This window comes from Methylibium sp. Pch-M, assembly GCF_004136295.1.
Taxonomy (GTDB): domain Bacteria; phylum Pseudomonadota; class Gammaproteobacteria; order Burkholderiales; family Burkholderiaceae_C; genus Methylibium; species Methylibium petroleiphilum.
The window spans coordinates 3,896,747-3,919,898 of the sequence record NZ_CP029606.1 but is presented as its reverse complement, the minus strand read 5'-3'; the positions used below and the strand labels follow the sequence as shown (position 1 = coordinate 3,919,898).

The following is a 23,152-nucleotide window of genomic DNA, read 5'->3' as shown; positions in this document are numbered from 1 at the left end:
TCTCACGCCTGCTGCCGTCTAGGGCATACCCCAGCCGAAGCCTTGCAGCACGCTTTCTATGATCGCCCGCATTCCATTGCAATCCGAAGAGGGAAAGACCATGGCCTTGTTGATGGGGCAGATGATGCAGATGCCGCTGCTGATCTCGTCGCTGATCACGCACGCGGCGCGTCACCATGGTGACACCGAGATCGTTTCCAAGCGGGTCGAGGGCGATGTGCATCGATGCACCTGGGTCGACGTCGAGCTGCGTGCCCGCAAGCTGGCGCAGGCGCTGGCGCGGCTCGGCTGCGAGGCGGGCGACCGCGTCGGCACGCTGGCCTGGAACGGCTATCGCCATCTCGAGATCTACTACGCCTCGTCCGGCTCGGGGCTGGTGTGCCACACCGTCAATCCGCGGCTGTTCCCGGAGCAGATCGCCTGGATCGTCAACGACGCCGAGGACCGGGTGCTGTGTTTCGACCTGACGTTCCTGCCGCTGGTCGAGAAGCTCGCCGCGCAGCTGCCCACGGTGCGCCACTTCGTCGCGATGACGGACCGCGCCCACATGCCGGCACAGACCAGCGTGCCGAACCTGCTGTGCTTCGAGGAACTGGTGGAGGCCGAGAACGGCGACTACCGCTGGCCCAGCTTCGACGAGAACACGGCGTCGAGCATCTGCTACACCTCGGGCACGACCGGCAACCCCAAGGGCGCCGTCTACAGCCACCGCTCCAGCCTGCTGCACGCGATGGCCGCGGCGCTGCCGGACGGCATGGCGCTGGCGGCACGCGACACCGTGCTGCCCGTGGTGCCGATGTTCCACGTCAACGCCTGGGGCCTGCCCTATGCCTCGGCCCTGACCGGCTGCCGGGTGGTGTTTCCCGGCCCGCATCTCGACGGCAAGTCGCTCTACGAGCTGTTCGAGGCCGAGCGCGTGAGCTTCAGCGCCGGCGTGCCCACCGTGTGGCTGGGCCTGCTGACCTACGTGAAGCAGAACGGCCTGAAGTTCTCCACCTTCAAGCGCACCGTCATCGGTGGCTCGGCCTGCCCGCCGGCGATGCTGAAGACACTGGAGGACGACTACGGCGTCGAGGTGATCCACGCCTGGGGCATGACCGAGATGTCGCCGCTGGGCACGCTGGCGCGCCTGAAGTCCAAGCACGACGCGCTGCCCAAGGAGGCCCAGCGCCACCTGCAGGAGAAGCAGGGCAAGGTGGTGTTCGGCGTCGACATGGCGATCGTCGGCGACGATGGGGGCATGCAGCCCTGGGACGGCAAGAGCTCCGGTGACTTGCTGGTGCGCGGGCCGTGGGTGATCGACCGCTACTTCAAGCAGACGACCTCGCCGCTGCACGACGGCTGGTTCCCGACCGGCGACGTGGCGACCATCGACGCCGACGGCTACATGCAGATCACCGACCGCAGCAAGGACGTCATCAAGTCCGGCGGCGAGTGGATCAGCTCGATCGAGCTGGAGAACATCGCGATGGCGCATCCCGGCGTCCATGAGGCGGCCGTGGTGGCTGCCTTCCATCCGAAGTGGGACGAACGGCCGCTGCTGGTGGTGGTGCCCAAGCCGGGTGTCGAGCTCACGCGGACGCAGATGCTGGCGCATTACGAAGGCCGCATCGCCAAGTGGCAGATTCCGGACGACGTGGTGTTCGTGGCCGAGATCCCGCACACCGCCACCGGCAAGATCCAGAAGATGCGGCTGCGTGAGCAGCTCAAGGATCACAAGCTGCCGACCGCCTGAACGGCCCACCACGAGCGGAGACGACGATGCGGATCGCGACCTGGAGACACCGAGCGACGGCCGCGTCACTGATGCTGCTGGCCGTGGGCACGGCGGCGGCGCAGAAGGGCGAGACCGTCAAGATCGCCTGGATCGACCCGCTGTCGGGCCTGATGGCCCCGGTGGGGCAGAACCAGGTCCGGAGCTTCCAGTTCTTCGCCGAGAAGTTCAACAAGGATCCCCGGCTCAACCCGGCCGGCGTGCGCTTCGAGATCGTCCCGTTCGACAACAAGCTCAGCCCCAGCGAAACCGTCAACGCGCTGAAGTCCGCGGTGGACCAGGGCGTGCGCTACGTGACGCAGGGCAACGGTTCCTCGGTGGCCGGCGCGATGATCGATGCGGTGGCCAAGCACAACGAGCGCAACCCGGGCAAGGAGGTGATCTACCTCAACCACTCCGCGGTCGACCCCGACTTCACCAACAGCCGCTGCAGCTACTGGCACTTCCGCTTCGACGCCGACACCTCCATGAAGATGGAGGCGCTCACCACCTTCATCAAGGACCTGCCCGACGTCAAGAAGGTCTACCTGCTCAATCAGAACTACTCGCACGGCCAGCAGGTGGCGCGCTACGCGAAGGAGAACCTCGCGAAGAAGCGGCCCGACGTGCAGGTGGTCGGCGAAGACTTCCACCCGCTCGCGCAGGTGCGCGATTTCGCGCCCTACATCGCCAAGATCAAGGCGAGCGGGGCCGACAGCGTGATCACCGGCAACTGGGGCTCCGACCTGTCGCTGCTGATGAAGGCCGCCAACGAGAGCGGCTACACCGGGCGATTCTTCACGTACTACACCGGCGTGACCGGCGCGCCCACGGCGCTCGGCCGCAACTTCGACGGCCGTGTCTACCAGGTCGCCTACCACCACTACAACATGCCCGGCGCGATGGGCCAATGGCAGAACGAGTTCCGGCAGAAGCTCAACGACGACTTCTACACCGGTTCGGTGATCCACATCTACAACATCCTCTCGCAGGCGATGGTGCGCGCGAAGTCGACCGAGCCGTTGAAGGTGGCCGCGGCGATGGAGGGGCTGAAGTTCGCCAGCTTCAGCGGCGAGGTCGAGATGCGCAAGTCCGACCACCAGCTGCAGCAGCCTCTCTTCATCACCGTGTGGCAGCAGGCCGACACGAAGTTCCCCTACAGCCCGGAGAACACCGGCATGACGCTGGCGCCGGTGAAGGAGCTGCCGGCCTTCGTGTCGAGCACGCCCACCAGCTGCCAGATGAAGCGGCCCTAGGCCTACTTCTGTTCTGCGCGGACGCGAGCTCAGGCGCCCGATGGAGTTCTTCACCCTCTCGATGCTCAACGGCCTGAGCTACGGGCTGCTGCTGTTCATGCTCAGCTCGGGGCTGACGCTGATCTTCAGCCTGATGGGCGTGCTGAACTTCGCGCACGCCAGCTTCTACATGCTGGGCGCCTACCTGGGCTACACGATCGCCAAGGGGGTCGGCTTCTGGCCCGCGCTGCTGCTGGCGCCGCTGGCGGTCGGGGTGCTCGGGGCGTTGTTCGAGCGCGCCTGCCTGCGCCGCCTGCACCGCCACGGCCATGTACCCGAGCTGCTGGTGACCTTCGGTCTGTCCTACGTCATCCTGGAAGTGGTGCAGTTGCTGTGGGGGCGCGTCGCGCTCGATTTCCAGCCGCCCGCCGCGCTGCGCGGCCCGGCCTTCACGCTGGTGGCGACGGCCGGCGAGGGCCTGCAGCTGCTGTGGGGCACGGCCCCGTCCGCCGTGTGCAGCGCCGCCGGGGCCGTGTGCTCGCCGTTCCCCGCCACACGCGGCTTCATGATGCTGGTGGCGCTGCTGATGCTGCTGGCGCTGTGGCTGCTGATCACCCGCACGCGCGTCGGCCTGGTGATCCAGGCGGCACTGACCCACCCCGAGATGGCCGAGGCGCTGGGACACAACGTGCCGCGCGTGTTCATGGGGGTGTTCGGCGCCGGTGCGGCGCTGGCCGGGCTGGCCGGCGTGATCGGTGGCAGCACCTTCGTCACCGAACCGGCGATGGCCGCCACCGTGGGTTCGGTGATCTTCGTCGTCGTGGTCGTCGGCGGCATGGGCTCGTTGCCGGGCGCCTTCGTGGCGTCGCTGCTGATCGGCGTGCTGCAGACCTTCGCGGTCGCGGTGGACTACTCGCTCGGTGCTCTGCTGCGCTCGCTGGGCCTGGAGGTCGGGCCTGCTGCGGCGGGCAACTCGCTGCTGCGGCTCACGGTCTCGCAGGTCGCACCGATCCTGCCGTACCTGCTGCTGGTGCTGGTGCTGATCTTCCGCCCCCGCGGACTGCTCGGCACGCGGGAAGGCTGAACAGGCCATGGCGCCGGTGTTCCGATACCGCCCGCGCGACGTGGCGCGCGGTCTCGTCTGGGGGCTGTTCGCGCTGTTGCTGGCCGTGGCGCCGCTGCTGTTCGGCAGTGGCCTGTCGCTGACCCTGCTGTCGCAGATGGGCATCGCGATCATCGCCTGCCTGTCCTACAACATGCTGCTGGGGCAGGGCGGCATGCTCAGCTTCGGCCACGCGGTCTACAGCGGCCTCGGCGCTTACCTGGCGATCCATGCGCTCAACCGCGTGGCCGACGGGCAGCTGCCGCTGCCGGTGAGCCTGGTGCCGCTGGTCGGCGCGCTCGCCGGGATCGGCGTCGCGCTGCTGCTGGGCTTCGTCACCACCCGCAAGTCGGGCACGCCGTTCGCGATGATCACGCTGGGCCTGGCGGAGCTGGTGTTCGCGATGTCGCTGATGGTCCCCGAGTTCTTCGGTGGCGAGGCCGGCGTCGCCGCCGACCGCGTGATCGGCCCGCCGGTGGCGGGCATCAGCTTCGGTCCGCAGATCCAGGTCTACACCCTGATCGCGCTCTACACCTTTTTCGCCACGGCGGCGATGTTCGCCTTCACGCACACGCCGCTGGGTCGCATGCTCAACGCGGTGCGCGACAACCCGGAGCGGGTCGGTTACATCGGCTACGACGCCCAGCGGGTGCGCTATCTCACCTTCGTCATCGCGGGCGGCTTCGCCGGCCTGTCGGGCGGCCTGCACGCACTGAACTTCGAGATCGTCACCGCCGAGGTCGTGGGCCTGCAGCGCTCGGGGGCCTACCTGCTGTTCACCTTCCTCGGCGGCGCAGGCTTCTTCTTCGGCCCCATCCTCGGCGCCGTGCTGATGGTGCTGGCCTTCGTGCTGTTCAGCGAGTTCACCCAGGCCTGGCTGCTCTACCTCGGCCTCGTCTTCCTGGTCATGGTGATGTACGCGCCCGGCGGCCTGGCCGGTCTGGTGATGATGAACCTGCGCGTCGCGGCCTACGGCCGGCTGCGTCCGCTGTGGCCGGCCTACCTCGCGCTCGCCGGCACGGCGCTCACGGTGCTGGCCGGCGTCGGCGCGATGATCGAGATGGTGTATCACCTGCGGCTCGACGCCGCGCTGGGCGGTGGCCCGCTGCGCTTCCTGGGCGTGCCGCTGGAGCCGCATGGCATCGACAGCTGGTGCGGCGCAGTCCTGGTCGCGCTGGCCGGGCTGGGCCTGTTCGAGCTCACGCGCCGCGAGTTCGCCCGTCGATGGGGCGCCGTGCAGCAGGAGATCGCGCACGAGATCCGGCAGAAGGAGGCCTCGTGAGCCCCGTGGCCGACTTTGCGCTCGAGCTGCGCGGCGTGCGCAAGCATTTCGGCAAGACCGAGATCATCCGTGGCGCCGACCTGCAGGTGCGCGCCGGCGAGCGCGTGGCACTGATCGGGCCCAACGGCGCCGGCAAGTCGACGCTGTTCAACCTGATCAGCGGGCGTTTCGCGCCCAGCAGCGGCGAGATCCGGCTGCACGGCGCGCGCATCGACGGCCGCGCACCGCACGAGATCAACCGCCTGGGCCTGGCGCGCAGCTTCCAGGTCAGCAACCTGTTCACTCGGCTGTCGGTGTTCGAGAACCTGCGCTGCGCCGTGCTGTGGAGCCTGGGGCATCGCTACGCGTTCTGGAAATTCCTGGCCGACCTGCGCGACGCCAACGAGCGCGCCGAGCAGGTGATGGCGATGCTGCACCTCGACCGCAAGCGCGACGTGGCGGCAGCCGACCTGACCTACGCGGAGCAGCGCGCGCTGGAGATCGGCCTGACGATCGCCGGCGGCGCCGGCGTGATCCTGCTCGACGAGCCCACCGCCGGCATGAGCCGCAGCGAGACGCGCCGCTTCGTGCAGCTGATCCGCGAAGCGAGCGAGGGCCGCACGCTGCTGGCCGTGGAGCACGACATGGGCGTGGTGTTCGATCTGGCCGATCGCATCGCGGTGCTGGTCTACGGCGAGGTGATCGCCTGCGACACGCCCGCCGCCGTGCGGGCCAACGCGACGGTGCAGGAGGCCTACCTGGGTGCCGCGCTGGCGGTCGGGGACGCGTGATGCTGCGCCTCGACGAGCTCCACGCCTACTATGGCAAGAGCCACGTGCTGCACGGCGTGTCGCTGCAGGTGCAGCCGGGCGAGATCGTCAGCCTGCTGGGCCGCAACGGGTCGGGCCGCTCGACCACCGCCAAGGCGGTGATGGGCCTGGTCGACGGCCGCGGCAGCGTCACGTGGCGGGGCGAGGAGTTGCTGGGGCGCGCCCCGTTCGACATCGCGCGCCGCGGCGTCGGCTACGTGCCAGAGAGCCGTGACGTGTTCCCCGGTCTGACGGTGCTGCAGAACCTGCAGCTCGGGCAGAAAGCTGGGGCGGGCCTGCCGGCGCGGCCGCCACGCTGGCGCCTCGACGACATGTACCGGATGTTCCCGCGCCTGAAGGAGCGCGAGCACACCGAGGCGGGCCTGCTGTCGGGCGGCGAGCAGCAGATGCTGACCCTGTGCCGCACGCTGATGGGCGATCCCGACCTGGTGCTGGTTGACGAACCGACCGAAGGCCTGGCGCCGAAACTGGTGGAGCAGGTGGCGGGCTTCCTGCGCGAACTGCAGCAACGTGGCATGGCCGTGCTGCTGGTCGAGCAGAAGCTCACCATCGCGCTCGATGTCGCCCAGCGCTGCTACGTCATGGGCCACGGTCGCATCGTGTTCGAGGGCACGCCGGCGGACCTGCGCGCCGACGCCGAAGTCCGCCGGGAGTGGCTGGAGGTCTGAGCCCGGGACCGCTGTCACGGCAGCGACACGCCGCCGCGCTGCTCCTGGGTCAGAATCGAACGATCGTTCTATTTCTGACTGTCGTCCTGGAGAGCCCCGATCCATGAGTGCCCGTTATGCAGTCCACGGCCCGGCGGCCGTCATCACGCTCGACAACCCACCGGTCAACGGGCTGGGCCATGCCACCCGGCGCGACGTGGCCGACGGCCTGGCGCGTGCGCAGGACGACCCGGCGGTGCAGGCGATCGTGATCACCGGCGCCGGCCGGGCCTTCTCGGGCGGCGCCGACATCCGCGAGTTCGACACGCCGCAGGCGATGCGCGAGCCCAACCTGCTGAGCCTCATCCTCGCCATCGAGGCGTCGGGCAAGCCGGTGATCGCCGCGCTGCACACGGTCTGCATGGGCGGCGGGCTGGAGCTCGCGCTCGGCTGCCATTACCGCGTGGCCGCGCCGGGCTGCCAGGTCGCCCTGCCGGAGGTGAAGATCGGCCTGATCCCCGGGGCCGGCGGCACGCAGCGCCTGCCGCGCGTGCTCGGCGTCGAGGACGCGCTGAACATGATCGTCAGCGGCGAACCGATGGCGAGCGAGCGGCTCGCGGCGCTGCCCGGCCAGCGGCTGTTCGACCGGCTGGTCGAGGGCGATCTGATGACCGCGGCGCTGGCCTTCGCGGCCGAGGTGGCGCACCAGCGCCCGCTGCCGCTTGTGCGCCGGCTCACGGCCCATCACCCGAACCCCGACGCCTATTTCCAGTTCGCACGCAACACCGCGACCGCGATGGCTCCGCAGTTCCCGGCGCCGCGCAAGTGCATCGACATGGTCGCCGCCTCGGTGGCGCTGCCGTTCGATGAGGGCCTGCGGCTGGAGTGGTCGACCTTCACCGCACTGATGCTCACGCCCGAGTCGCGTGCGCTGCGGCATGTGTTCATGGCCGAGCGCGCGGCCGGCAAGATCGCCGACGTGCCGGCCGACACGCCGGTGCGCAGCGTGCAGCGGCTCGCCGTCATCGGCGCCGGCACCATGGGCGGCGGCATCGCGATGAACTTCCTCAACGCCGGGCTTCCGGTGGTGATGCTGGAAACGAAGCAGGAGGCGCTGGACCGCGGCGTGGCCACGATCCGGCGCAACTACGAGGCGCAGGTGAAGAAGGGCAAGCTCACGGCCGAGCGGGCCGCGCAGCGCCTGGGCCTGCTGAGCACGACGCTGGACTACGCCGACCTGGCCGACGCCGACATGGTGATCGAGGCGGTGTTCGAGGACCTGGGCGTCAAGGAACAGGTGTTCCGTCGCCTCGACGAGGTGATGAAGCCCGGCGCCATCCTCGCGTCCAACACGTCCACCCTCGACCTGAACCGAATCGCCGCGTTCACGAAGCGGCCGCAGGACGTGATCGGCACCCACTTCTTCAGCCCGGCCAACGTGATGAAGCTGCTGGAGGTGGTGCGCGGCGAACAGACGGGCAAGGACGTGCTCGCCACCGTCATGCAGCTGGGCAAGAAGATCCGCAAGACCTGCGTGGTGTCGGGCGTGTGCGACGGCTTCATCGGCAACCGCATGGTCGAGCAGTACCTGCGCCAGGCCTTCCTGCTGGTCGACGAGGGCAGCACGCCGCAGCAGGTGGACAAGGCGATCGAGCGCTTCGGTTTCGCGATGGGTCCGTTCCGCATGAGCGACCTGGCCGGCAACGACATCGGCTGGGCGATCCGCAAGCGCCGCTATGCCGAACGGCCGCACATGCAGTACAGCAAGACCCCCGACCTGCTGTGCGAGACCGGCCGCTTCGGCCAGAAGACCGGTGCCGGCTGGTACGACTACCAGGCCGGCAAGCGCGACGCGATCCCGTCGCCGGTGGTGCAGGCGCTGATCGAGGGCCATCGCAGGACGCTGGGCATCACGCCGCGCAGGATCGGCGACGACGAGATCGTCGAGCGCCTCGTCCTTGCGCTGGTGAACGAGGGCGCGCACCTGCTCGAGGAGGGCATCGCCGCCAAGGCGAGCGACATCGACATGGTCTACCTCACCGGCTACGGCTTCCCGCTGCACCGCGGCGGGCCGATGCGCCACGCCGACGAGCTGGGCCTGTTCAACGTGGTGCGGGCGATGCGCCGCTTCCAGCGCAATCCGCTCGACGATGCGGCCTTCTGGGAGCCGGCGCCGCTGCTGGCGCGCCTGGCCGCCGACGGCAAGACCTTCGCCTAGGACGCAAGCACCATGACCAATGCAGTGATCGTCTCGACCGCCCGCACGCCGCTCGCCCGCAGCTGGAAGGGCGCCTTCAACATGACCCACGGCGCGACGCTCGGCGGCTTCGCGGTGCAGGCCGCGGTGCAGCGCGCCGGCATCGAGCCCGCGGAGGTCGAGGACGTGATCCTCGGCTGCGCCTTCCCGGAGGGCGCGACCGGCAGCAACATCGCGCGCCAGGTCGCGCTGCGGGCCGGGTTGCCGGTCACGGTGAGCGGCCTCACCGTCAACCGCTTCTGCTCCAGCGGCCTGCAGAGCATCGCGCTGGCTGCGCAGCGCATCGTGGCGGGCGAGGGCAGCACCTACGTGGCCGGCGGCGTGGAGAGCATCTCCTGCGTGCAGAACGAGATGAACCGGCACCTGCTGTCCGACCCCTGGCTGCGCGAGCACAAGCCCGAGATCTACTGGCCGATGCTGCAGACCGCCGAGACGGTGGCACAGCGCTACGGCATCGCGCGCGAACGCATGGACCGCTACGGCGCGGCCAGCCAGCAGAAGGCCTGCGCGGCCCAGGAGGCCGGCCGCTTCGCCGACGAGATCGTGGCCGTGACGGTGACGGCCGGCACGGCCGATCCAGTGCGCGGCGTGCGCAGCAGGGAAGTCACCGTGAGTGCCGACGAGGGCCTGCGCCCCGGCACCACCTACGAGGCGGTGGCCGGCATCCGCAGCGCGTTGCCGGGCGGCGTGGTGGCGGCCGGCAACGCCAGCCAGTTCTCCGACGGCGCCGGCGCCTGCGTGGTGATGGACGAGGCGCTGGCCGAGCGCCGCGGCCTGAAGCCGCTGGGCCGCTTCCTCGGTTTCGCGGTGGCCGGCTGCGAGCCCGACGAGATGGGCATCGGCCCGGTGTTCGCGGTGCCCAAGCTGCTGCAGCGCCTGGGCCTGGCCGTCGACGACATCGACCTGTGGGAACTCAACGAGGCCTTCGCGGTGCAGGTGCTGTACTGCGCCGACCGCCTGGGCCTGCCGATGGAGCGGCTCAACGTCAATGGCGGCGCGATCGCGGTGGGCCATCCCTACGGCGTCAGCGGCCAGCGCCTGGTCGGCCATGCGCTGCTCGAAGGGCGGCGCCGCGGCGCGAAGCGGGTGGCGGTCACGATGTGCATCGGCGGCGGCATGGGCGCCGCCGGCGTGTTCGAGGTGCTGTGAGCCGCCGACTCGCATCATGAGCTTCCGCACCACGCTCGACTTCCTGCTGCACGACTGGCTGCGCGTCGAGACGCTGACGCAACGCCGGCGCTTCGCCGAGCACGGCCGCGAGACCTTCGACGCGGTGCTCGACACCTGCGAGCGCATCGCCCGCGAGACCTTCGAGCCGGCCAACCGGCGCGCCGACGTGCAGGAGCCGCACTTCGACGGCGAGCGCGTGCACTTGCCGGAGAGCACCAGGACCGCGACCGAGGCCTACGCCGCGTCGGGCATGCTGGCTGCGGCGCAGGACGCCGAGATCGGCGGCATGCAGCTGCCCTGCGTGGTCGAGATGGCCGCCAACGCCTGCTTCTTCAAGGGCAGCGTGGCGATCAGCGCCTACGCGATGCTGACCACCGGCAACGCCAGCCTGCTGATGGCGCACGGCACGCCGCAGCAGATCGACAGCTTCGCTCGGCACGAGTTCTCCGGCCGCTGGTTCGGCAGCATGTGCCTGTCCGAGCCGCAGGCCGGCTCCAGCCTCGGCGACGTGGCCACCCGCGCGCGGCCCGACGGCGAGGGCAGCGAGCACGATCCGCTGGGGCCGCGCTACCGGCTCAGCGGCCACAAGATGTGGATCTCGGGTGGCGAGCACGAGCTCACCGAGAACATCGTCCACCTCGTGCTCGCCAAGATCCCCACGGACGACGGCACGCTGCCGGCCGGCGTGAAGGGCCTGTCGCTGTTCATCGTGCCCAAGTGGCTGGTGCAGCCCGGGGGCCGACTCACCGGCGAGCGCAACGACGTGGCGCTGGCGGGCCTGAACCACAAGCTCGGCTACCGCGGCACCACCAACACGCTGCTGAACTTCGGCGAAGGCCGCTTCCGGCCGGGCGGCGCGGCCGGGGCGGTCGGCTACCGCGTCGGCGCGCCGGGCGAGGGCCTGCGCTGCATGTTCCACATGATGAACGAGGCGCGCATCGGCGTCGGCCTCGGCGCGGTGATGCTGGGCTACGCCGGCTACGAGAGCAGCCTGGCCTACGCAAAGCAGCGGCCGCAGGGTCGGCCGCTGGAGGCCAAGGACGCCGGCCGCCCGCCGGTGGCCATCGTCGAGCACGCCGACGTGAAGCGCATGCTGCTGGCGCAGAAGGCCTACGTCGAGGGCGGTCTGGCGCTGGCGCTCTACTGCGCGCGGCTGGTCGACGACAAGCGCACCGGCAGCGCGACCGAGCAGGCCGAGGCCGGCATGCTGCTGGAACTGCTGACGCCGATCGCGAAGAGCTGGCCCAGCGAGTGGTGCCTGGAGGCCAACAGCCTGGCGATCCAGGTGCTCGGCGGCTGCGGCTACACGCGCGACTTCCCGGTCGAGCAGCACTGGCGCGACAACCGGCTGAACATGATCCACGAGGGCACGCACGGCATCCAGGGGCTGGACCTGCTGGGCCGCAAGGTGGTGATGGACGGCGGCAAGGCGCTGCGGCTGCTGGCCGGCCGCATCGACGCCAGCATCGCGCAGGCCGGCCAGGTGGCCGGGCTGGCGGAACACGGCAACGCGCTGGCGCGGGCGCTGCAGCACCTGGGCGCCGCCACCAAGGCGGCCTGGGCCAGCGGCGAGCCGCGCGACGCGCTGGCCAATGCCACGCCCTACCTGCAGGCTTTCGGGCACGTGGTGCTGGCGTGGATGTGGCTGCAGTTGGCGCTGGCCGCCCGCACGGCGCTGGACGCCGGCAGCGACGCGGCGTCAGGCAGCACGGCAGCGGCGCTCTACCATGGCAAGCTCGCCGCGGCGCGCTACTTCTTCCACTACGAGCTGCCGAAGATCGATGCCTGGCTCGCAGTGGTCGAGACGCGCGACGCGACCTGCCGCGACCTGGACCCCGACTGCCTCTGACGATGAAACCGCAAACCCTCGACTCCCTGATCTGGCCGCTGATCTTCGGCGGCATGGCGCTGCTGATGCTCGGTCTCTGGACGATCGACGCCTCCGCCGTGCTCGGCCACGCCCTCGCGTGGAGCGGCACGGCGCTGATCGCGATCGGCGCGGTGATGATCTGGTTGCGCTCGCGCCTGCCGACCCCGGGCGACGGCGACGGGGGCCCGCGATGATTCGCCACGTGGTGATCTGGACCCTCAAGGACCCGGCCGACGCGCCGCGCTTCAAGGCCCTGCTCGACAGCTGTGCCGAGCTGGTGCCCGGCATGCTGGCCTTCGACGTCGGGATCCGCACGCCCGGCCTGGAAGCCAATGCCGACGTGGTGCTGGTGTCCGCCTTCGCCGACGCCGCGGCGCTCGACGCCTACCAGCAGCATCCGGCCCATCAGGCGGTCGCGGCGCAACTCGGCCCGCTGCGCGCCGACCGCCGCGTGGTCGACTACGCGGCGGCCTGAGGCCGGCCGTCCGCCGCGCGCGGTCCGCGTCACCCCGGTCCCGGCGATCGTCGACACCTCCATTCTTCCGATCCGCATGAACGCTTCCGTCTTCCCCTCGTTCTCCCGGCTGCTGCGGCTGTCGGCGTGCGTCGCCCTGTTCGGCAGCAGCGGCTGGAGCGCCGCGGCCGACACCGCGCCCTACGTCTTTCCGAGCTACCGCGACGGCGCCGCCGTGAAGGCGCGCTGCGACCGCACGCTGCGCGAGATCGAGGCGCAGGCGCGCCGCATCGCAGCCGGTCGCGGCCCGGACGGCGTGCTGATCGAGATCGACCGGCTCGGGCAGACGGCCGACGACAGCCTGTCTCCGGTGTTCTTCCTGGCCAATGTGCACCCCGACAAACCGGTGCGCGACGCGGCCGAGGCCTGCGAGCTGCGCTACCAGGCCTTCACCAGCCGGCTGTACCAGAACCCCAGCATCTACCGGCGTCTGCAGGCGCTGCAGGCCGTCGATGCGATCGACCGGCAGATGCGGGACGATCTGCTGGCGAGTTTCGAGGATGCCGGGGTCGGCTTGCCGGCCGCGAAGCGCGACCGCGCACGCGCGCTCAACGACGAACTGGGCCGCCTGTCGCAGGATTTCGAGCGTCGCCTGCGCGAGGACAAGACCCGCGTCGCCTTCACCGACAGCGAGCTCGATGGGGTGCCTGCCAGTGTCTGGAACACCGCCCCCCGCGATGCGCAGGGCCGGGTGCTGCTGGGACTCGACTACCCGACCTACTCGCCGGTGGTGGAGAACGCGCGCAGCCCGGTGGCACGCGAACGCATGTGGCGGGCCTTCCAGGCGCGCGGCGGCCAGGCGAACCTGAAGACGCTGGCGCGGCTGGGCGAGAAGCGCCGCAGCTACGCGCGCCTGTTCGGTGTCGAGAGCTATGCCGATTTCACGCTGCGCCGTCGCATGGCGCTGAACGTGAGCAACGTGCAGGCCTTCCTCGGCGAGGTGAAGGGCGAGCTGGGCGAGCGCGAGGAACGCGATCTGTCCGAACTGCGTGCCGCCAAGGCCGCCGAGCTGAAGACCGCTCCCGACACCACGCCGCTGAAACGCTGGGACGTGGGCTATTACCTCGAGCGCGTCAAGCGCGAGCGTCTGGCGCTCGACCAGGAGAGCTTCCGGCGCTATTTCCCGCCGCAGGCCAGCGTCGACTTCGTGTTCGCGCTCGCCGGACGGCTGTTCGGCGTGGGCTTCGAGCCGGTGCCTCAGTCGCTGTGGCATCCCGATGCCAAGGCTTATGCCGTGGTCGACGCGGCCAGCCGCACGCCGCTGGCCACGCTCTACCTCGATCTCTACCCCCGTGCCGACAAGTACGGTCACGCGGCGGTGTGGCCGCTGCGCGGCTCGTCGACCTGGAGCGGGCAGTTGCCGACGGCTGCACTGGTGACCAACTTCGACCGCCAGGGCCTGACGATCGACGAACTGGAAACGCTGCTGCACGAGTTCGGCCATGCGCTGCACGTCACCCTGTCGCACACGCGCTATGCCGCGCAGGCCGGTACCGCGGTCAAGCTCGATTTCGTCGAGGCGCCCTCGCAGATGCTGGAGGAGTGGGTCTACGACGCCCAGGTGCTGGCGCTGTTCCAGCAGGTCTGCGCGAGCTGCGAGCCGGTGCCGGCCGACCTGCTGGCGCGCGCCGTGCAGTCGCGCAGCTTCGCCAAGGGGCTGCAGTTCGCGCGCCAGCATCTGTACGCCAGCTACGACCTCGCGCTGCACGACAAGGACGCGCCGGACCCGATGGCACTGTGGGCTCGCATGGAGAGTGCCACGCCGCTCGGCTACGAGCCCGGCTCGCTGTTCCCGGCGGGCTTCTCGCATGTGGCCGGCGGCTACGGCGCCGGCTACTACGCCTACCTCTGGAGTCTGGCGATCGCGCAGGATCTGCGCACCGCCTTCGCGGCCGACCCGCTGGACCCGGCGGTCGGTCGTCGCTACCGTGAGACGGTGCTGGCCAACGGCGGCCAGGCCCCGCCCGCCGAGCTGGTGGCGCGCTTCCTGGGGCGTGCGCCGAGCAACGCCGCGTTCTTCGAGTGGCTCGAGCGCTGAGACGGCGCGTTCACGGCACGGACCCGACACGATGGACTTCCCGGTATCCATTCCCTTCGTGGAGCAGCTTGGCTTCGAGCTGCTCCGCCTGGCCGACGGCGAGGCCGAGGTCACGGTGCGCGTCGTGGACGCGCTGACCAATTCCTTCCAGGTCGCCCACGGCGGCCTGACGATGACCCTGCTCGACGTCACGATGGCGCATGCGGCACGCAGCGCCAACCACGCGCAGGCCGGGCTGGGGCCGGGTGTCGTGACGGTGGAGATGAAGACCAGCTTCCTGCGCCCCGGCGAGGGCCTGCTGCACTGCCATGGCCGGCTGCTGCACCGCACGGCCACGCTGGCGTTCTGCGAAGGCCGGGTGCTCGGCGAGGACGGCGCGCTGTGCGCGCACGCGACCGGCACCTTCAAGTACTTGCGCGCGCTGCCGGCCGGCGCGCGCGAACCCAAGTCGCTGCGGCGCCGTCTCGACGGCAGCGGCTCCGACTGAACCCGCACCGGAGAGCGACCATGACCGCGACGATCAACCAGCAGATCCTGCTCGCCTCCCGCCCCGAGGGCGAACCGACGGTCGACAACTTCCGCCTCGTCACGACGCCGCTGGCCGAGCTGGAGGACGGCCAGGTGCGCGTGCGCCACCATTACCTCTCGCTCGACCCCTACATGCGCGGCCGCATGAACGAGGGCCGCAGCTACGCCCAGCCCCAGCCGCTGGGCGAGGTGATGATCGGCGGCACCGTCGGCGAAGTGGTGGCATCGCGCCACGCGTCCTTCGCCGTCGGCGATGCCGTGGTCGGCATGGGCGGCTGGCAGCTCTACCAGACGGTCGACGCGAGGCAGCGTGGCGCGCTGCAGAAGGTCGACACGAGCCAGGTCCCGCTGTCGGCCTACCTGGGCGCGGTCGGCATGCCGGGCGTGACGGCGTGGTACGGCCTCACGCAGATCATCGCGCCGCAAGCCGGCGAGACCGTGGTGGTCAGCGCGGCGAGCGGGGCGGTCGGCAGCGCGGCAGGGCAGCTCGCGAAGGCGCGCGGCGCCCGCGTCGTGGGTCTCGCTGGGGGACCGGAGAAGTGCGCCTACGTCCGCGGCGAGCTGGGTTTCGACGCCTGCATCGACTACCGCCAGCACCCGGATCTCAAGTCGCTGGGCACGGCGCTGAAGGCGGCCTGCCCGGACGGCATCGACGGCCACTTCGAGAATGTCGGCGGCCTGATCCTCGACGCCGTGATGCTGCGCGCCAACGCCTTCAGCCGCATCGCCTTCTGCGGAATGATCGCCGGCTACAACGGCGAGCCGATCCCGATGCAGAACCCCTCGCTGATCCTGGTGAACCGGATGAAGCTGCAGGGCTTCATCGTCACCGAGCACACGACCTTGTGGCCGCAGGCACTGAAGGAGCTGGGTGCGGCGGTCGCGAGCGGCCGGCTCAGGTACCGCGAGAGCATCGCGGAGGGCCTGGCCGGTGCGCCGCAGGCCTTCCTCGGGCTGCTGAAGGGCCGCAATTTCGGCAAGCAGCTGGTGAAGCTGGTCTGAGCGCGGGCCGGAACCGGCACGCCCGTCGAGCCGTCGAAGCTTCAGGCCGGACGCCGCACAGGAGCCCCTCATGAAGCACGGCACGCCACCGATGCAAGCGGGTGACGAGTTCCGCGAGGATCTGCGTCCGCTGGCCACGACCGTGGCGCGCGCCGGGCAGGGCGCCGCTGCCGCACGCCGCGTGCTCGGCGCGCAGGAGCTCGCACCGCTGACGCGCCTGAGCGACAGCCGCTCGATGGGCGCGTTGGCGCTCAGCGTCGGTGTCAGTGCCGCGGCGATCACGTTCGGGCTGGCCGTCTGGCCCAGCCCCTGGGCGCTGGCGAGCGTTCTCGTGGTCGGGGTGCAGCAGCACGGCTTCTTCATCCTGGCCCATGAGGCGGCGCACTACCGGCTGCTGTCGAACCGGCGACTCAACGATGTGCTGGGGCGACTGATCGGCATGGCCGGCGGGATCTCGATGTGCACCTACCGCGTGATTCACCGCCTGCACCACAACCACCTCTACGGTCCGCAGGACCCCGACACCGCGATCCACGGCGGCTACCCCCGCGGCGTGGCCTACCTGTGGAAGAAGCTAGGCGCGGACCTGCTCGGCGCGAATGCCTGGAAGACCTACGCCTACTTCTTCGGCGCGCCGGCGATCCGCGACGAGACGGCCGCGGCGGGTGAGGGTGCGTTGCGGTCGCAGAAGCTGCTGAACGACACCTCTCAGGACCTGCGGCGCGCCGCACGCCAGGATCGATGGTGGGTCGTGGCGGCGCAGCTCGCGTTGCCGGCGGCGAGCTTCGCGCTCGGCGGCTGGCAGGGGCTGGCGCAGTATGCGGTGCTGTGGGCGCTGCCGCTGCTGACGGTGCTGCAGCCCATCCTGCGGCTGCGCGAGATCTGCGAGCACGGCGCGGTCACCGATCTCGGCTCGCCGCTGACGGCGGCGCGCAGCAACCTCACCGGCCCGGCGAAGAGCGGCCGGGTGGCCGACACGCTGCTGAACCTGCTGGGCCGCGCACTGCTGTTCCCGCACCACGTGAACCACCACCTCGAGCACCACCTGTACCCGGCCGTGCCGCACTACCACCTGCCACGGCTGCATCGGCTGCTGGCGGCCAAGGGGGTGCTCGACGGCGCCGAGGTGCGCGACCTGTCCGACACCCTCCGCCGCCTCTTCGCGCCACGGCCCGCGCACCGCGCCGCACCACCGACCCTTCCCGGAGCCTCCACCTCATGAGCGACCTGATCCTGCACCACTACCCGGCCTCGCCGTTCGCCGAGAAGACCCGGCTCATCCTCGGCTACAAGCGGCTGGCCTGGCGCAGCGTGACCATCCCGATCATGATGCCCAAGCCGAATCTGGTGGCGCTGACCGGGGGCTACCGCAAGACGCCCGTGCTGCAGGTCGGCGCCGACATCTACTGCGACACCGCGCTGATCGCCCGCGTGATCGAGGCCCGTGCGCCCGAGCCCACGCTCTATCCGGCCGAATCGGCGGGCGAGGCACCGCTGGTCGCGCAATGGGCCGACTTCACGCTGTTCTGGACCGCCGTGCCCTACACGCTGCAGCCCGCTGGCATGGCGGCCATCTTCGCCGGCGCGCCGCCCGAGGTGCTGAAGGCCTTCGGCGCCGATCGCGCCGCGATGACCACGGGGCTGCACTGGCCGACCGTGAGCGACGCCACCGCGCAGCTGCACAACCACCTGGGCTGGATCGAACAGCGGCTGGCCGACGGGCGGGCCTTCCTGGGCGGCGGCACGGCGAGCATCGCGGACTTCTCGGTGGCGCATTGCGTGTGGTTCGTGAAGAGCGCGCCGCCGGTGGCCGGCATCCTGGACGACTACCCGAAGCTGCTGGCCTGGCACGCCCGCGTGCTGGCTTTCGGCCACGGCCGACCCGAAGCGCTCGGCGAGGACGAGGCCCTGACCATCGCGGCCGGGGCGAAGGTGCATGCCCCGGTGAGCGTGATGCCGGGCCTGGGCTTCGAGGCCGGCGAGCGCGTCGCGGTGTCGGCGGTGGACTACGGCCGCGACCCGGTGGTCGGGCCGCTGGTGGGGCTGACGCGGGAGACCGTCACGGTCGAGCGCCACGACGACCGGGCAGGGCAGGTGCGCGTGCATTTCCCCCGCCTGGGCTTCCAGATCAAGAAGGACGCGACGGCATGATCCAGCAGTTCGCCGGCCGCACCGCGGTCATCACCGGGGCCGGTTCCGGTTTCGGCCTGGAAGCCTCGCGCATCGCCGCGCGCGAGGGCATGAAGCTCGTGATGGCCGACGTGCAGGCCGATGCGCTGGAGCGCGCGGTGGCCGAGATCGAGGCACTGGGGGCCGAGGTGCTGCCGTTCCGGCTCGACGTGGCGCAGGCCGCCGAGGTCGAGGCGCTCGGGGCTGCGACGCTGGCGCGCTTCGGCGCGCCGCACCTGGTGTTCAACAACGCCGGCGTCGGAGCCGGAGGACTGATCTGGGAGCACACGCTGAAGGATTGGGAGTGGGTCATCGGCGTCAACCTGATGGGCGTGGCGCACGGTGTCCGCGTGTTCACGCCGATGATGCTGGCGGCTGCGGCGCAGGACGCCGGCTACGAAGGGCACATCGTCAACACCGCCTCGATGGCCGGCCTGCTGAACACGCCGAACATGGGCGTGTACAACGTCACCAAGCATGCCGTGGTGTCCCTCAGCGAGACGCTGTACCAGGATCTGCAGCTCGTCACCGAACGCGTCGGTGCCTCGGTGCTCTGCCCGTACTTCGTGCCGACCGGCATCGGCGACAGCCACCGCAACCGGCCGACCGCGTTGCGGGGGCAGCGGGCAACGCAAAGCCAGCGCGTCGCGCACACGATGATCGGCAAGGCCGTGGAATCAGGGCGGGTCAGCGCGGCGCAGGTGGCGCAGTTCGTGTTCGATGCCGTGCGCGAAGGCCGCTTCTACATCTACAGCCATCCACAGGCCCTGGCCGGCGTGCAGGCACGGATGGAGGACATCGTCCAGGGACGCAATCCCAGCGATCCCTACGAGGCCCGGCCTGACCTGGGCCAGCAGCTGAAGAGGGCGCTACGTTCTGAGACTTCAAGTGATTAATCACATTAAAAACAATTCATAAATTATTGTTTTTAAAAGATTAAATTACTTTATTAAAGTCATTTCTACGCGATGCGGCGAGGCAAAAGCCGACCCGGCTGAACAGCCAGCCACGACGAGCCCCGCGGCGGTGCCGGACCGGCGGACTCGCGTGGCACACTGCGCCGCCCATGAAGCCGCCTCCGACCTTCCACACCCCCACCGGCCGCACCGCGCGTGCGCTGCGGCCGGTCCGCAGATGAGCGGCGCTCGACGGACAGCGGTCATCGGAGGCGGCCCCGCCGGCCTGATGGCCGCGGAGGTGCTGGCGGCCGGCGGCGTGCAGGTCGACCTGTACGACGCCATGCCGTCGGTCGGACGCAAGTTCCTGCTCGCCGGCAAGGGTGGGCTCAACCTGACGCATGGCGAGCCCTTCGAGGACTTCCTCACTCGCTACGGCGCGCGGCAGGCACAACTCGCGCCCTGGCTGACGGACTTCGATCCGGCCGCGCTGAGGCAATGGGCCAACATGCTGGGCATAGCGACCTTCGTCGGCAGTTCCGGCCGGGTCTTTCCGAGCGACCTGAAGGCCGCACCGCTGCTGCGGGCCTGGCTGCAGCGCCTTCGGGGCGCCGGGGTGAGCTTCCATCAGCGTCATCGCTGGTGCGGCTGGACCGACGACGGTGCGTTGCGTTTCGCGACCCCGACCGGCGAGCGCACCGTGCGCCCCGACGCCGTGCTGCTGGCGCTGGGCGGCGCCAGCTGGGCGCGGCTCGGCTCCGACGGGGCCTGGCTGCCGGGGCTCGCCGCGCGCGGTGTCGATGTGGCGCCGCTGCAACCGTCGAACTGCGGCTTCGACGTCGGGCGCGCCGGCCGGGCGCCGGGGTGGAGCGCCCACCTGCGCGAGCGCTTCGCCGGTGCGCCGGTGAAGCCGGTGGTGCTGAGCGCCGAGGCCTCCGACGGCCGCCGCTTCCACCGCCAGGGCGAGTTCGTGGTCACCGCGACGGGCGTCGAGGGCAGCCTGGTCTATGCCGCCTCGGCGCTGCTGCGCGACGAGATCGCGGCGCATGGCGAGGCGAGCCTCACGCTCGACCTGCTGCCGGATCGCAACCCGGACTGGGTCGCTGCCGAAGTGGCTCGGCCGCGCGGACCGCGCTCGCTGTCGACCCACCTCAAGAGCCGGCTCGGCATCGAAGGCGTGAAGGCCGCGCTGCTGCACGAACTGCTCGACAAGGAGCAGTTGCACGATGCCCAGCGCCTCGCCGCGGCCCTGAAGGCGCTGCCGCTGCGGCTGGTGGCGGCGCGGCCGGTCGACGAGGCCATCAGCACCGCCGGCGGCGTGCGCCTCGAGGCGCTCGACGAGCGGCTGATGCTCAAGGTGCTGCCCGGCGTGTTCTGCGCCGGCGAGATGCTCGACTGGGAAGCGCCGACCGGCGGCTACCTGCTCAACGCCTGCTTCGCCACCGGCCGCGCCGCGGGGCGGGGCCTGCTGGCGTGGCTGGCGGCAGGCGAGCGCTGAACCGGGCACGACGCCCGGACGGCGTCAGCAGGCACAATGGCGGGATGACTGCCACCCAGCCCGTTCACCTCGTGCGCCCGGCGCCCGTCCATGTGCATCCGTCCAGCGAACGCTGGAGCGTGGAGGCCATCGAGGCCCTGTTCGCTCTGCCGTTCAACGACCTGATCTTCCGTGCCCAGCAGGTGCACCGCGAGCATTTCGATGCCAACGCGGTCCAGCGCTCGACGCTGCTCTCGATCAAGACCGGCGGCTGTCCGGAGGACTGCGCCTACTGCCCGCAGTCGGTCCACCATGACACCGGCGTCGAGGCCGACAAGCTGATGGACGTGGCCGCGGTGCGGCAGGCGGCGCAGGCCGCCGCCGCGGCCGGTGCCACGCGCTTCTGCATGGGCGCGGCCTGGCGTGAGCCCAAGGACCGCGACATCGAGAAGGTGGTCGAGCTGGTCCGCGAGGTCAAGTCGCTGGGCCTCGAGGCCTGCTGCACGCTGGGCATGCTGAGCAAGCCGCAGGCGCAGGCGCTGAAGGAAGCGGGCGTCGATTACTACAACCACAACCTCGACACCGCGCCCGAGGCCTACGGCCGCATCATCAGCACGCGCGTCTACGAGGAGCGCCTGCAGACGTTGGCGCACGTGCGCGACGCCGGCATGAACGTGTGCTGCGGCGGCATCGTCGGCATGGGCGAGAGCCGGCGCGAGCGCGCCGGGCTGGTGGCGCAGCTGGCCAACCTGGACCCGCACCCGGAGTCGGTGCCGATCAACGAACTGGTGCAGGTCGAGGGCACGCCGCTGGCCGGCAGCGACAAGCTCGACCCCTTCGAGTTCGTGCGCACCATCGCCGTCGCGCGCATCACCATGCCGACCGCCTACGTGCGGCTGTCGGCGGGCCGCCAGGAGATGGGCGACGCGATCCAGGCGCTGTGCTTCCTGGCCGGCGCCAATTCCATCTTCTACGGCGACAAACTGCTGACGACCGGCAACCCGGACGTCGAGCGCGACGAGGCGCTGTTCGAGCGGCTCGGCCTCACGTCGGCCTGATGCCCGGCGCCCGCGTAACGGGCGCTGGCATGCTCAACCGAGCTTCTTGACGAAGCCGCGCATCTCGCTGGCCGAGTAGCCGCGCATCGTCTGCGTCCGCACGTTGCCCAGCTGCGCCATCTTCAGCGCGCTGAGCATCGCACCTTCCTCGGGGCCCTCGGTGATCAGCACCAGGTCGTAGGGGCCCTGGGTCCAGTGCACGCTCTTGACCGTGACGCCCAGGCCCTCGGCCAGCGCCTTGTAGGCCTCGAAGCGCTCCGGCGAGTCCTTGATGCTGCGTGCGCCCTGGTCGGTGAAGTTCACCAGTGTGATGAAGGCAGGCATGGCGTTCCCCTCGTGGAGCCCGGTCCCCCGGGCGGGACGCTCCGCCGTGCTGGCGCCGCGTGCCGGTCGGAGCGTCGTCGGCCCCGGCACCGCGTGCACTTCCATCGCACCAGCCTGTTAGCTTCGGCGCTGCACCGGCCAAAGGCAAGGCCGCCGTGTGGCGGCCCGGCCGGCCGGCGCGCGCCGCCGCCTCAGGCCGTGCCTTTGCCGGCCTCGAGGGCCGCGCGGCGCTTGCCGCGCGAGCGGATGTTCAGCGCCTCGACGCCCAGCGAGAACGCCATCGCGGCATAGATGTAGCCCTTGGGCACGTGCATGTCGAAGGCCTCGGCCGTCAGCGCCATGCCGACCATCACCAGGAAGGCCAGCGCCAGCACCTTGACCGACGGATGGCGGTCGACGAACTCGCCGATCGGCCGGGCCGCCACCAGCATCACCCCCACCGAGGTCACGACCGCGGCCACCATCACGCCGATCTGGTCGACCATGCCCACCGCGGTGATCACCGAGTCGAGCGAGAACACGATATCGATCACCGCGATCTGGCCGATGATGCCCCAGAAGAGCCGGTTGCCGGCCGACTTCAACGCGGCCGCGTCGGTGGCCGGCGGGCCGTCGCGCTCGGGCGCCTCGACCTCCACGAAGATCTCGTGCGAGGCCTTGTAGAGAAGGAACAGGCCGCCGAACAGCAGCACGAGGTCGCGTCCGCTGATGCCCTGGCCGAGCACCGTGAAGAGGTCGGCCGTCAGGCCCATCACCCAGCTCAGCGAGAACAGCAGCAGCAGCCGCGACACCATCGCGAAGCCCAGGCCGAGGCGGCGCGCCTTTTCGCGCGTCTCCGGCGGCAGCCGGCCGACGAGGATGGAGATGAAGATGATGTTGTCCACGCCCAGGACGATTTCCAGGGCGGTGAGCATCGCGAAGGCGATCCAGATGTTGGGGTCGAGGAGGAAGTCCATGGCAGCAGATTGAATGCGGGGATGCCGCAGCAGGCCTGCAGTGCAGGCCGGGGAGACATTGGGGC

Annotated in this window: 21 protein-coding genes; 19 read left to right on the top strand and 2 right to left on the bottom strand. The window is 70.4% G+C overall.

The window, feature by feature from the left end; all coding sequences use genetic code 11:
- Positions 1–100: 100 nt before the first annotated feature.
- The 19 genes from C1M51_RS18840 to bioB all read left to right on the top strand — a co-directional run bounded on the left by C1M51_RS18840 (position 101) and on the right by bioB (position 21,807).
- Positions 101–1,735: a 3-(methylthio)propionyl-CoA ligase gene (locus C1M51_RS18840; RefSeq protein ID WP_310733938.1), complete on the top strand. Its 1,635-nt coding sequence runs from the start codon at positions 101–103 to the stop codon at positions 1,733–1,735.
- A 26-nt stretch (positions 1,736–1,761) separates the two neighbouring features.
- On the top strand, positions 1,762–3,009 hold the full coding sequence (locus tag C1M51_RS18835; protein ID WP_129452023.1) for a branched-chain amino acid ABC transporter substrate-binding protein: 1,248 nt from the start codon (positions 1,762–1,764) through the stop codon (positions 3,007–3,009).
- Between the two features lie 40 nt (positions 3,010–3,049).
- Positions 3,050–4,072 carry a branched-chain amino acid ABC transporter permease gene (locus C1M51_RS18830; RefSeq protein ID WP_129452022.1) on the top strand — a complete coding sequence of 341 codons (1,023 nt, stop codon included), beginning with the start codon at positions 3,050–3,052 and terminating at the stop codon, positions 4,070–4,072.
- Between the two features lie 7 nt (positions 4,073–4,079).
- Entirely contained in the window at positions 4,080–5,372 is a 1,293-nt protein-coding gene (locus C1M51_RS18825) for a branched-chain amino acid ABC transporter permease (RefSeq protein ID WP_129452021.1), read from the top strand.
- A complete protein-coding gene (locus C1M51_RS18820) occupies positions 5,369–6,142 on the top strand; it encodes an ABC transporter ATP-binding protein (protein ID WP_129452020.1) in 774 nt (257 codons plus the stop codon). Before C1M51_RS18825 ends, C1M51_RS18820 begins: the two co-directional genes overlap by 4 nt.
- Positions 6,142–6,849, top strand: a complete 708-nt coding sequence (locus C1M51_RS18815; protein WP_129452019.1) for an ABC transporter ATP-binding protein — start codon at positions 6,142–6,144, stop codon at positions 6,847–6,849. Before C1M51_RS18820 ends, C1M51_RS18815 begins: the two co-directional genes overlap by 1 nt.
- A gap of 103 nt (positions 6,850–6,952) precedes the next feature.
- The gene (locus C1M51_RS18810; RefSeq protein ID WP_129452018.1) at positions 6,953–9,046 is read left to right on the top strand and encodes a 3-hydroxyacyl-CoA dehydrogenase NAD-binding domain-containing protein; all 2,094 of its coding nucleotides are present in this window, start codon (positions 6,953–6,955) and stop codon (positions 9,044–9,046) included.
- Positions 9,047–9,058: 12 nt separating this feature from the next.
- Positions 9,059–10,234, top strand: coding sequence for an acetyl-CoA C-acyltransferase (locus tag C1M51_RS18805; protein ID WP_129452017.1), 1,176 nt, complete (start codon positions 9,059–9,061; stop codon positions 10,232–10,234).
- Between the two features lie 16 nt (positions 10,235–10,250).
- Entirely contained in the window at positions 10,251–12,104 is a 1,854-nt protein-coding gene (locus tag C1M51_RS18800) for an acyl-CoA dehydrogenase (protein ID WP_129452016.1), read from the top strand.
- A 2-nt stretch (positions 12,105–12,106) separates the two neighbouring features.
- A complete protein-coding gene (locus C1M51_RS18795; RefSeq protein ID WP_129452015.1) occupies positions 12,107–12,319 on the top strand; it encodes a hypothetical protein in 213 nt (70 codons plus the stop codon).
- Positions 12,316–12,600, top strand: coding sequence for a Dabb family protein (locus tag C1M51_RS18790; protein WP_129452014.1), 285 nt, complete (start codon positions 12,316–12,318; stop codon positions 12,598–12,600). The genes C1M51_RS18795 and C1M51_RS18790 overlap by 4 nt, the downstream gene beginning before the upstream one ends.
- 76 nt (positions 12,601–12,676) lie before the next feature.
- Positions 12,677–14,677, top strand: a complete 2,001-nt coding sequence (locus C1M51_RS18785) for a M3 family metallopeptidase (RefSeq protein WP_129452013.1) — start codon at positions 12,677–12,679, stop codon at positions 14,675–14,677.
- A 31-nt stretch (positions 14,678–14,708) separates the two neighbouring features.
- Entirely contained in the window at positions 14,709–15,164 is a 456-nt protein-coding gene (locus tag C1M51_RS18780; protein ID WP_129452012.1) for a PaaI family thioesterase, read from the top strand.
- A 20-nt stretch (positions 15,165–15,184) separates the two neighbouring features.
- A complete protein-coding gene (locus C1M51_RS18775) occupies positions 15,185–16,207 on the top strand; it encodes an NADP-dependent oxidoreductase (RefSeq protein WP_129452011.1) in 1,023 nt (340 codons plus the stop codon).
- A 70-nt stretch (positions 16,208–16,277) separates the two neighbouring features.
- Positions 16,278–17,429, top strand: coding sequence for a fatty acid desaturase family protein (locus C1M51_RS18770; protein ID WP_129452010.1), 1,152 nt, complete (start codon positions 16,278–16,280; stop codon positions 17,427–17,429).
- Positions 17,426–18,358 (top strand): glutathione S-transferase family protein, encoded by a 933-nt coding sequence (locus C1M51_RS18765; RefSeq protein WP_129452009.1) that lies wholly within the window; start codon positions 17,426–17,428, stop codon positions 18,356–18,358. The genes C1M51_RS18770 and C1M51_RS18765 overlap by 4 nt, the downstream gene beginning before the upstream one ends.
- On the top strand, positions 18,355–19,272 hold the full coding sequence (locus C1M51_RS18760) for an SDR family oxidoreductase (RefSeq protein ID WP_129452008.1): 918 nt from the start codon (positions 18,355–18,357) through the stop codon (positions 19,270–19,272). Before C1M51_RS18765 ends, C1M51_RS18760 begins: the two co-directional genes overlap by 4 nt.
- Before the next feature lie 238 nt (positions 19,273–19,510).
- Entirely contained in the window at positions 19,511–20,770 is a 1,260-nt protein-coding gene (locus tag C1M51_RS18755) for a TIGR03862 family flavoprotein (protein ID WP_129452007.1), read from the top strand.
- 44 nt (positions 20,771–20,814) lie between these two features.
- Entirely contained in the window at positions 20,815–21,807 is a 993-nt protein-coding gene (gene bioB, locus C1M51_RS18750; RefSeq protein ID WP_129452006.1) for a biotin synthase BioB, read from the top strand.
- A 33-nt stretch (positions 21,808–21,840) separates the two neighbouring features.
- Here bioB and C1M51_RS18745 read toward each other — a convergent pair whose 3' ends face one another.
- Both C1M51_RS18745 and C1M51_RS18740 read right to left on the bottom strand, forming a co-directional pair.
- Complete coding sequence (locus tag C1M51_RS18745) at positions 21,841–22,131, bottom strand: GYD domain-containing protein (protein ID WP_011829383.1); 291 nt, start codon at positions 22,129–22,131, stop codon at positions 21,841–21,843.
- Positions 22,132–22,322: 191 nt separating this feature from the next.
- Positions 22,323–23,087 (bottom strand): TerC family protein, encoded by a 765-nt coding sequence (locus C1M51_RS18740; protein ID WP_129452005.1) that lies wholly within the window; start codon positions 23,085–23,087, stop codon positions 22,323–22,325.
- Positions 23,088–23,152 lie beyond the last annotated feature (65 nt).

Excerpts from the sequence above, each read along its gene's own strand:
- C1M51_RS18840 (WP_310733938.1), top strand. The coding sequence starts at position 101 with ATGGCCTTGTTGATGGGGCAGATGATGCAGATGCCGCTGCTGATCTCG.
- C1M51_RS18835 (WP_129452023.1), top strand. The coding sequence starts at position 1,762 with ATGCGGATCGCGACCTGGAGACACCGAGCGACGGCCGCGTCACTGATG.
- C1M51_RS18830 (WP_129452022.1), top strand. The coding sequence starts at position 3,050 with ATGGAGTTCTTCACCCTCTCGATGCTCAACGGCCTGAGCTACGGGCTG.
- C1M51_RS18825 (WP_129452021.1), top strand. The coding sequence starts at position 4,080 with ATGGCGCCGGTGTTCCGATACCGCCCGCGCGACGTGGCGCGCGGTCTC.
- C1M51_RS18815 (WP_129452019.1), top strand. The coding sequence starts at position 6,142 with ATGCTGCGCCTCGACGAGCTCCACGCCTACTATGGCAAGAGCCACGTG.
- C1M51_RS18810 (WP_129452018.1), top strand. The coding sequence starts at position 6,953 with ATGAGTGCCCGTTATGCAGTCCACGGCCCGGCGGCCGTCATCACGCTC.
- C1M51_RS18805 (WP_129452017.1), top strand. The coding sequence starts at position 9,059 with ATGACCAATGCAGTGATCGTCTCGACCGCCCGCACGCCGCTCGCCCGC.
- C1M51_RS18800 (WP_129452016.1), top strand. The coding sequence starts at position 10,251 with ATGAGCTTCCGCACCACGCTCGACTTCCTGCTGCACGACTGGCTGCGC.
- C1M51_RS18795 (WP_129452015.1), top strand. The coding sequence starts at position 12,107 with ATGAAACCGCAAACCCTCGACTCCCTGATCTGGCCGCTGATCTTCGGC.
- C1M51_RS18790 (WP_129452014.1), top strand. The coding sequence starts at position 12,316 with ATGATTCGCCACGTGGTGATCTGGACCCTCAAGGACCCGGCCGACGCG.
- C1M51_RS18785 (WP_129452013.1), top strand. The coding sequence starts at position 12,677 with ATGAACGCTTCCGTCTTCCCCTCGTTCTCCCGGCTGCTGCGGCTGTCG.
- C1M51_RS18780 (WP_129452012.1), top strand. The coding sequence starts at position 14,709 with ATGGACTTCCCGGTATCCATTCCCTTCGTGGAGCAGCTTGGCTTCGAG.
- C1M51_RS18775 (WP_129452011.1), top strand. The coding sequence starts at position 15,185 with ATGACCGCGACGATCAACCAGCAGATCCTGCTCGCCTCCCGCCCCGAG.
- C1M51_RS18770 (WP_129452010.1), top strand. The coding sequence starts at position 16,278 with ATGAAGCACGGCACGCCACCGATGCAAGCGGGTGACGAGTTCCGCGAG.
- C1M51_RS18765 (WP_129452009.1), top strand. The coding sequence starts at position 17,426 with ATGAGCGACCTGATCCTGCACCACTACCCGGCCTCGCCGTTCGCCGAG.
- C1M51_RS18760 (WP_129452008.1), top strand. The coding sequence starts at position 18,355 with ATGATCCAGCAGTTCGCCGGCCGCACCGCGGTCATCACCGGGGCCGGT.
- C1M51_RS18755 (WP_129452007.1), top strand. The coding sequence starts at position 19,511 with ATGAGCGGCGCTCGACGGACAGCGGTCATCGGAGGCGGCCCCGCCGGC.
- bioB (WP_129452006.1), top strand. The coding sequence starts at position 20,815 with ATGACTGCCACCCAGCCCGTTCACCTCGTGCGCCCGGCGCCCGTCCAT.
- C1M51_RS18745 (WP_011829383.1), bottom strand. The coding sequence starts at position 22,131 with ATGCCTGCCTTCATCACACTGGTGAACTTCACCGACCAGGGCGCACGC.
- C1M51_RS18740 (WP_129452005.1), bottom strand. The coding sequence starts at position 23,087 with ATGGACTTCCTCCTCGACCCCAACATCTGGATCGCCTTCGCGATGCTC.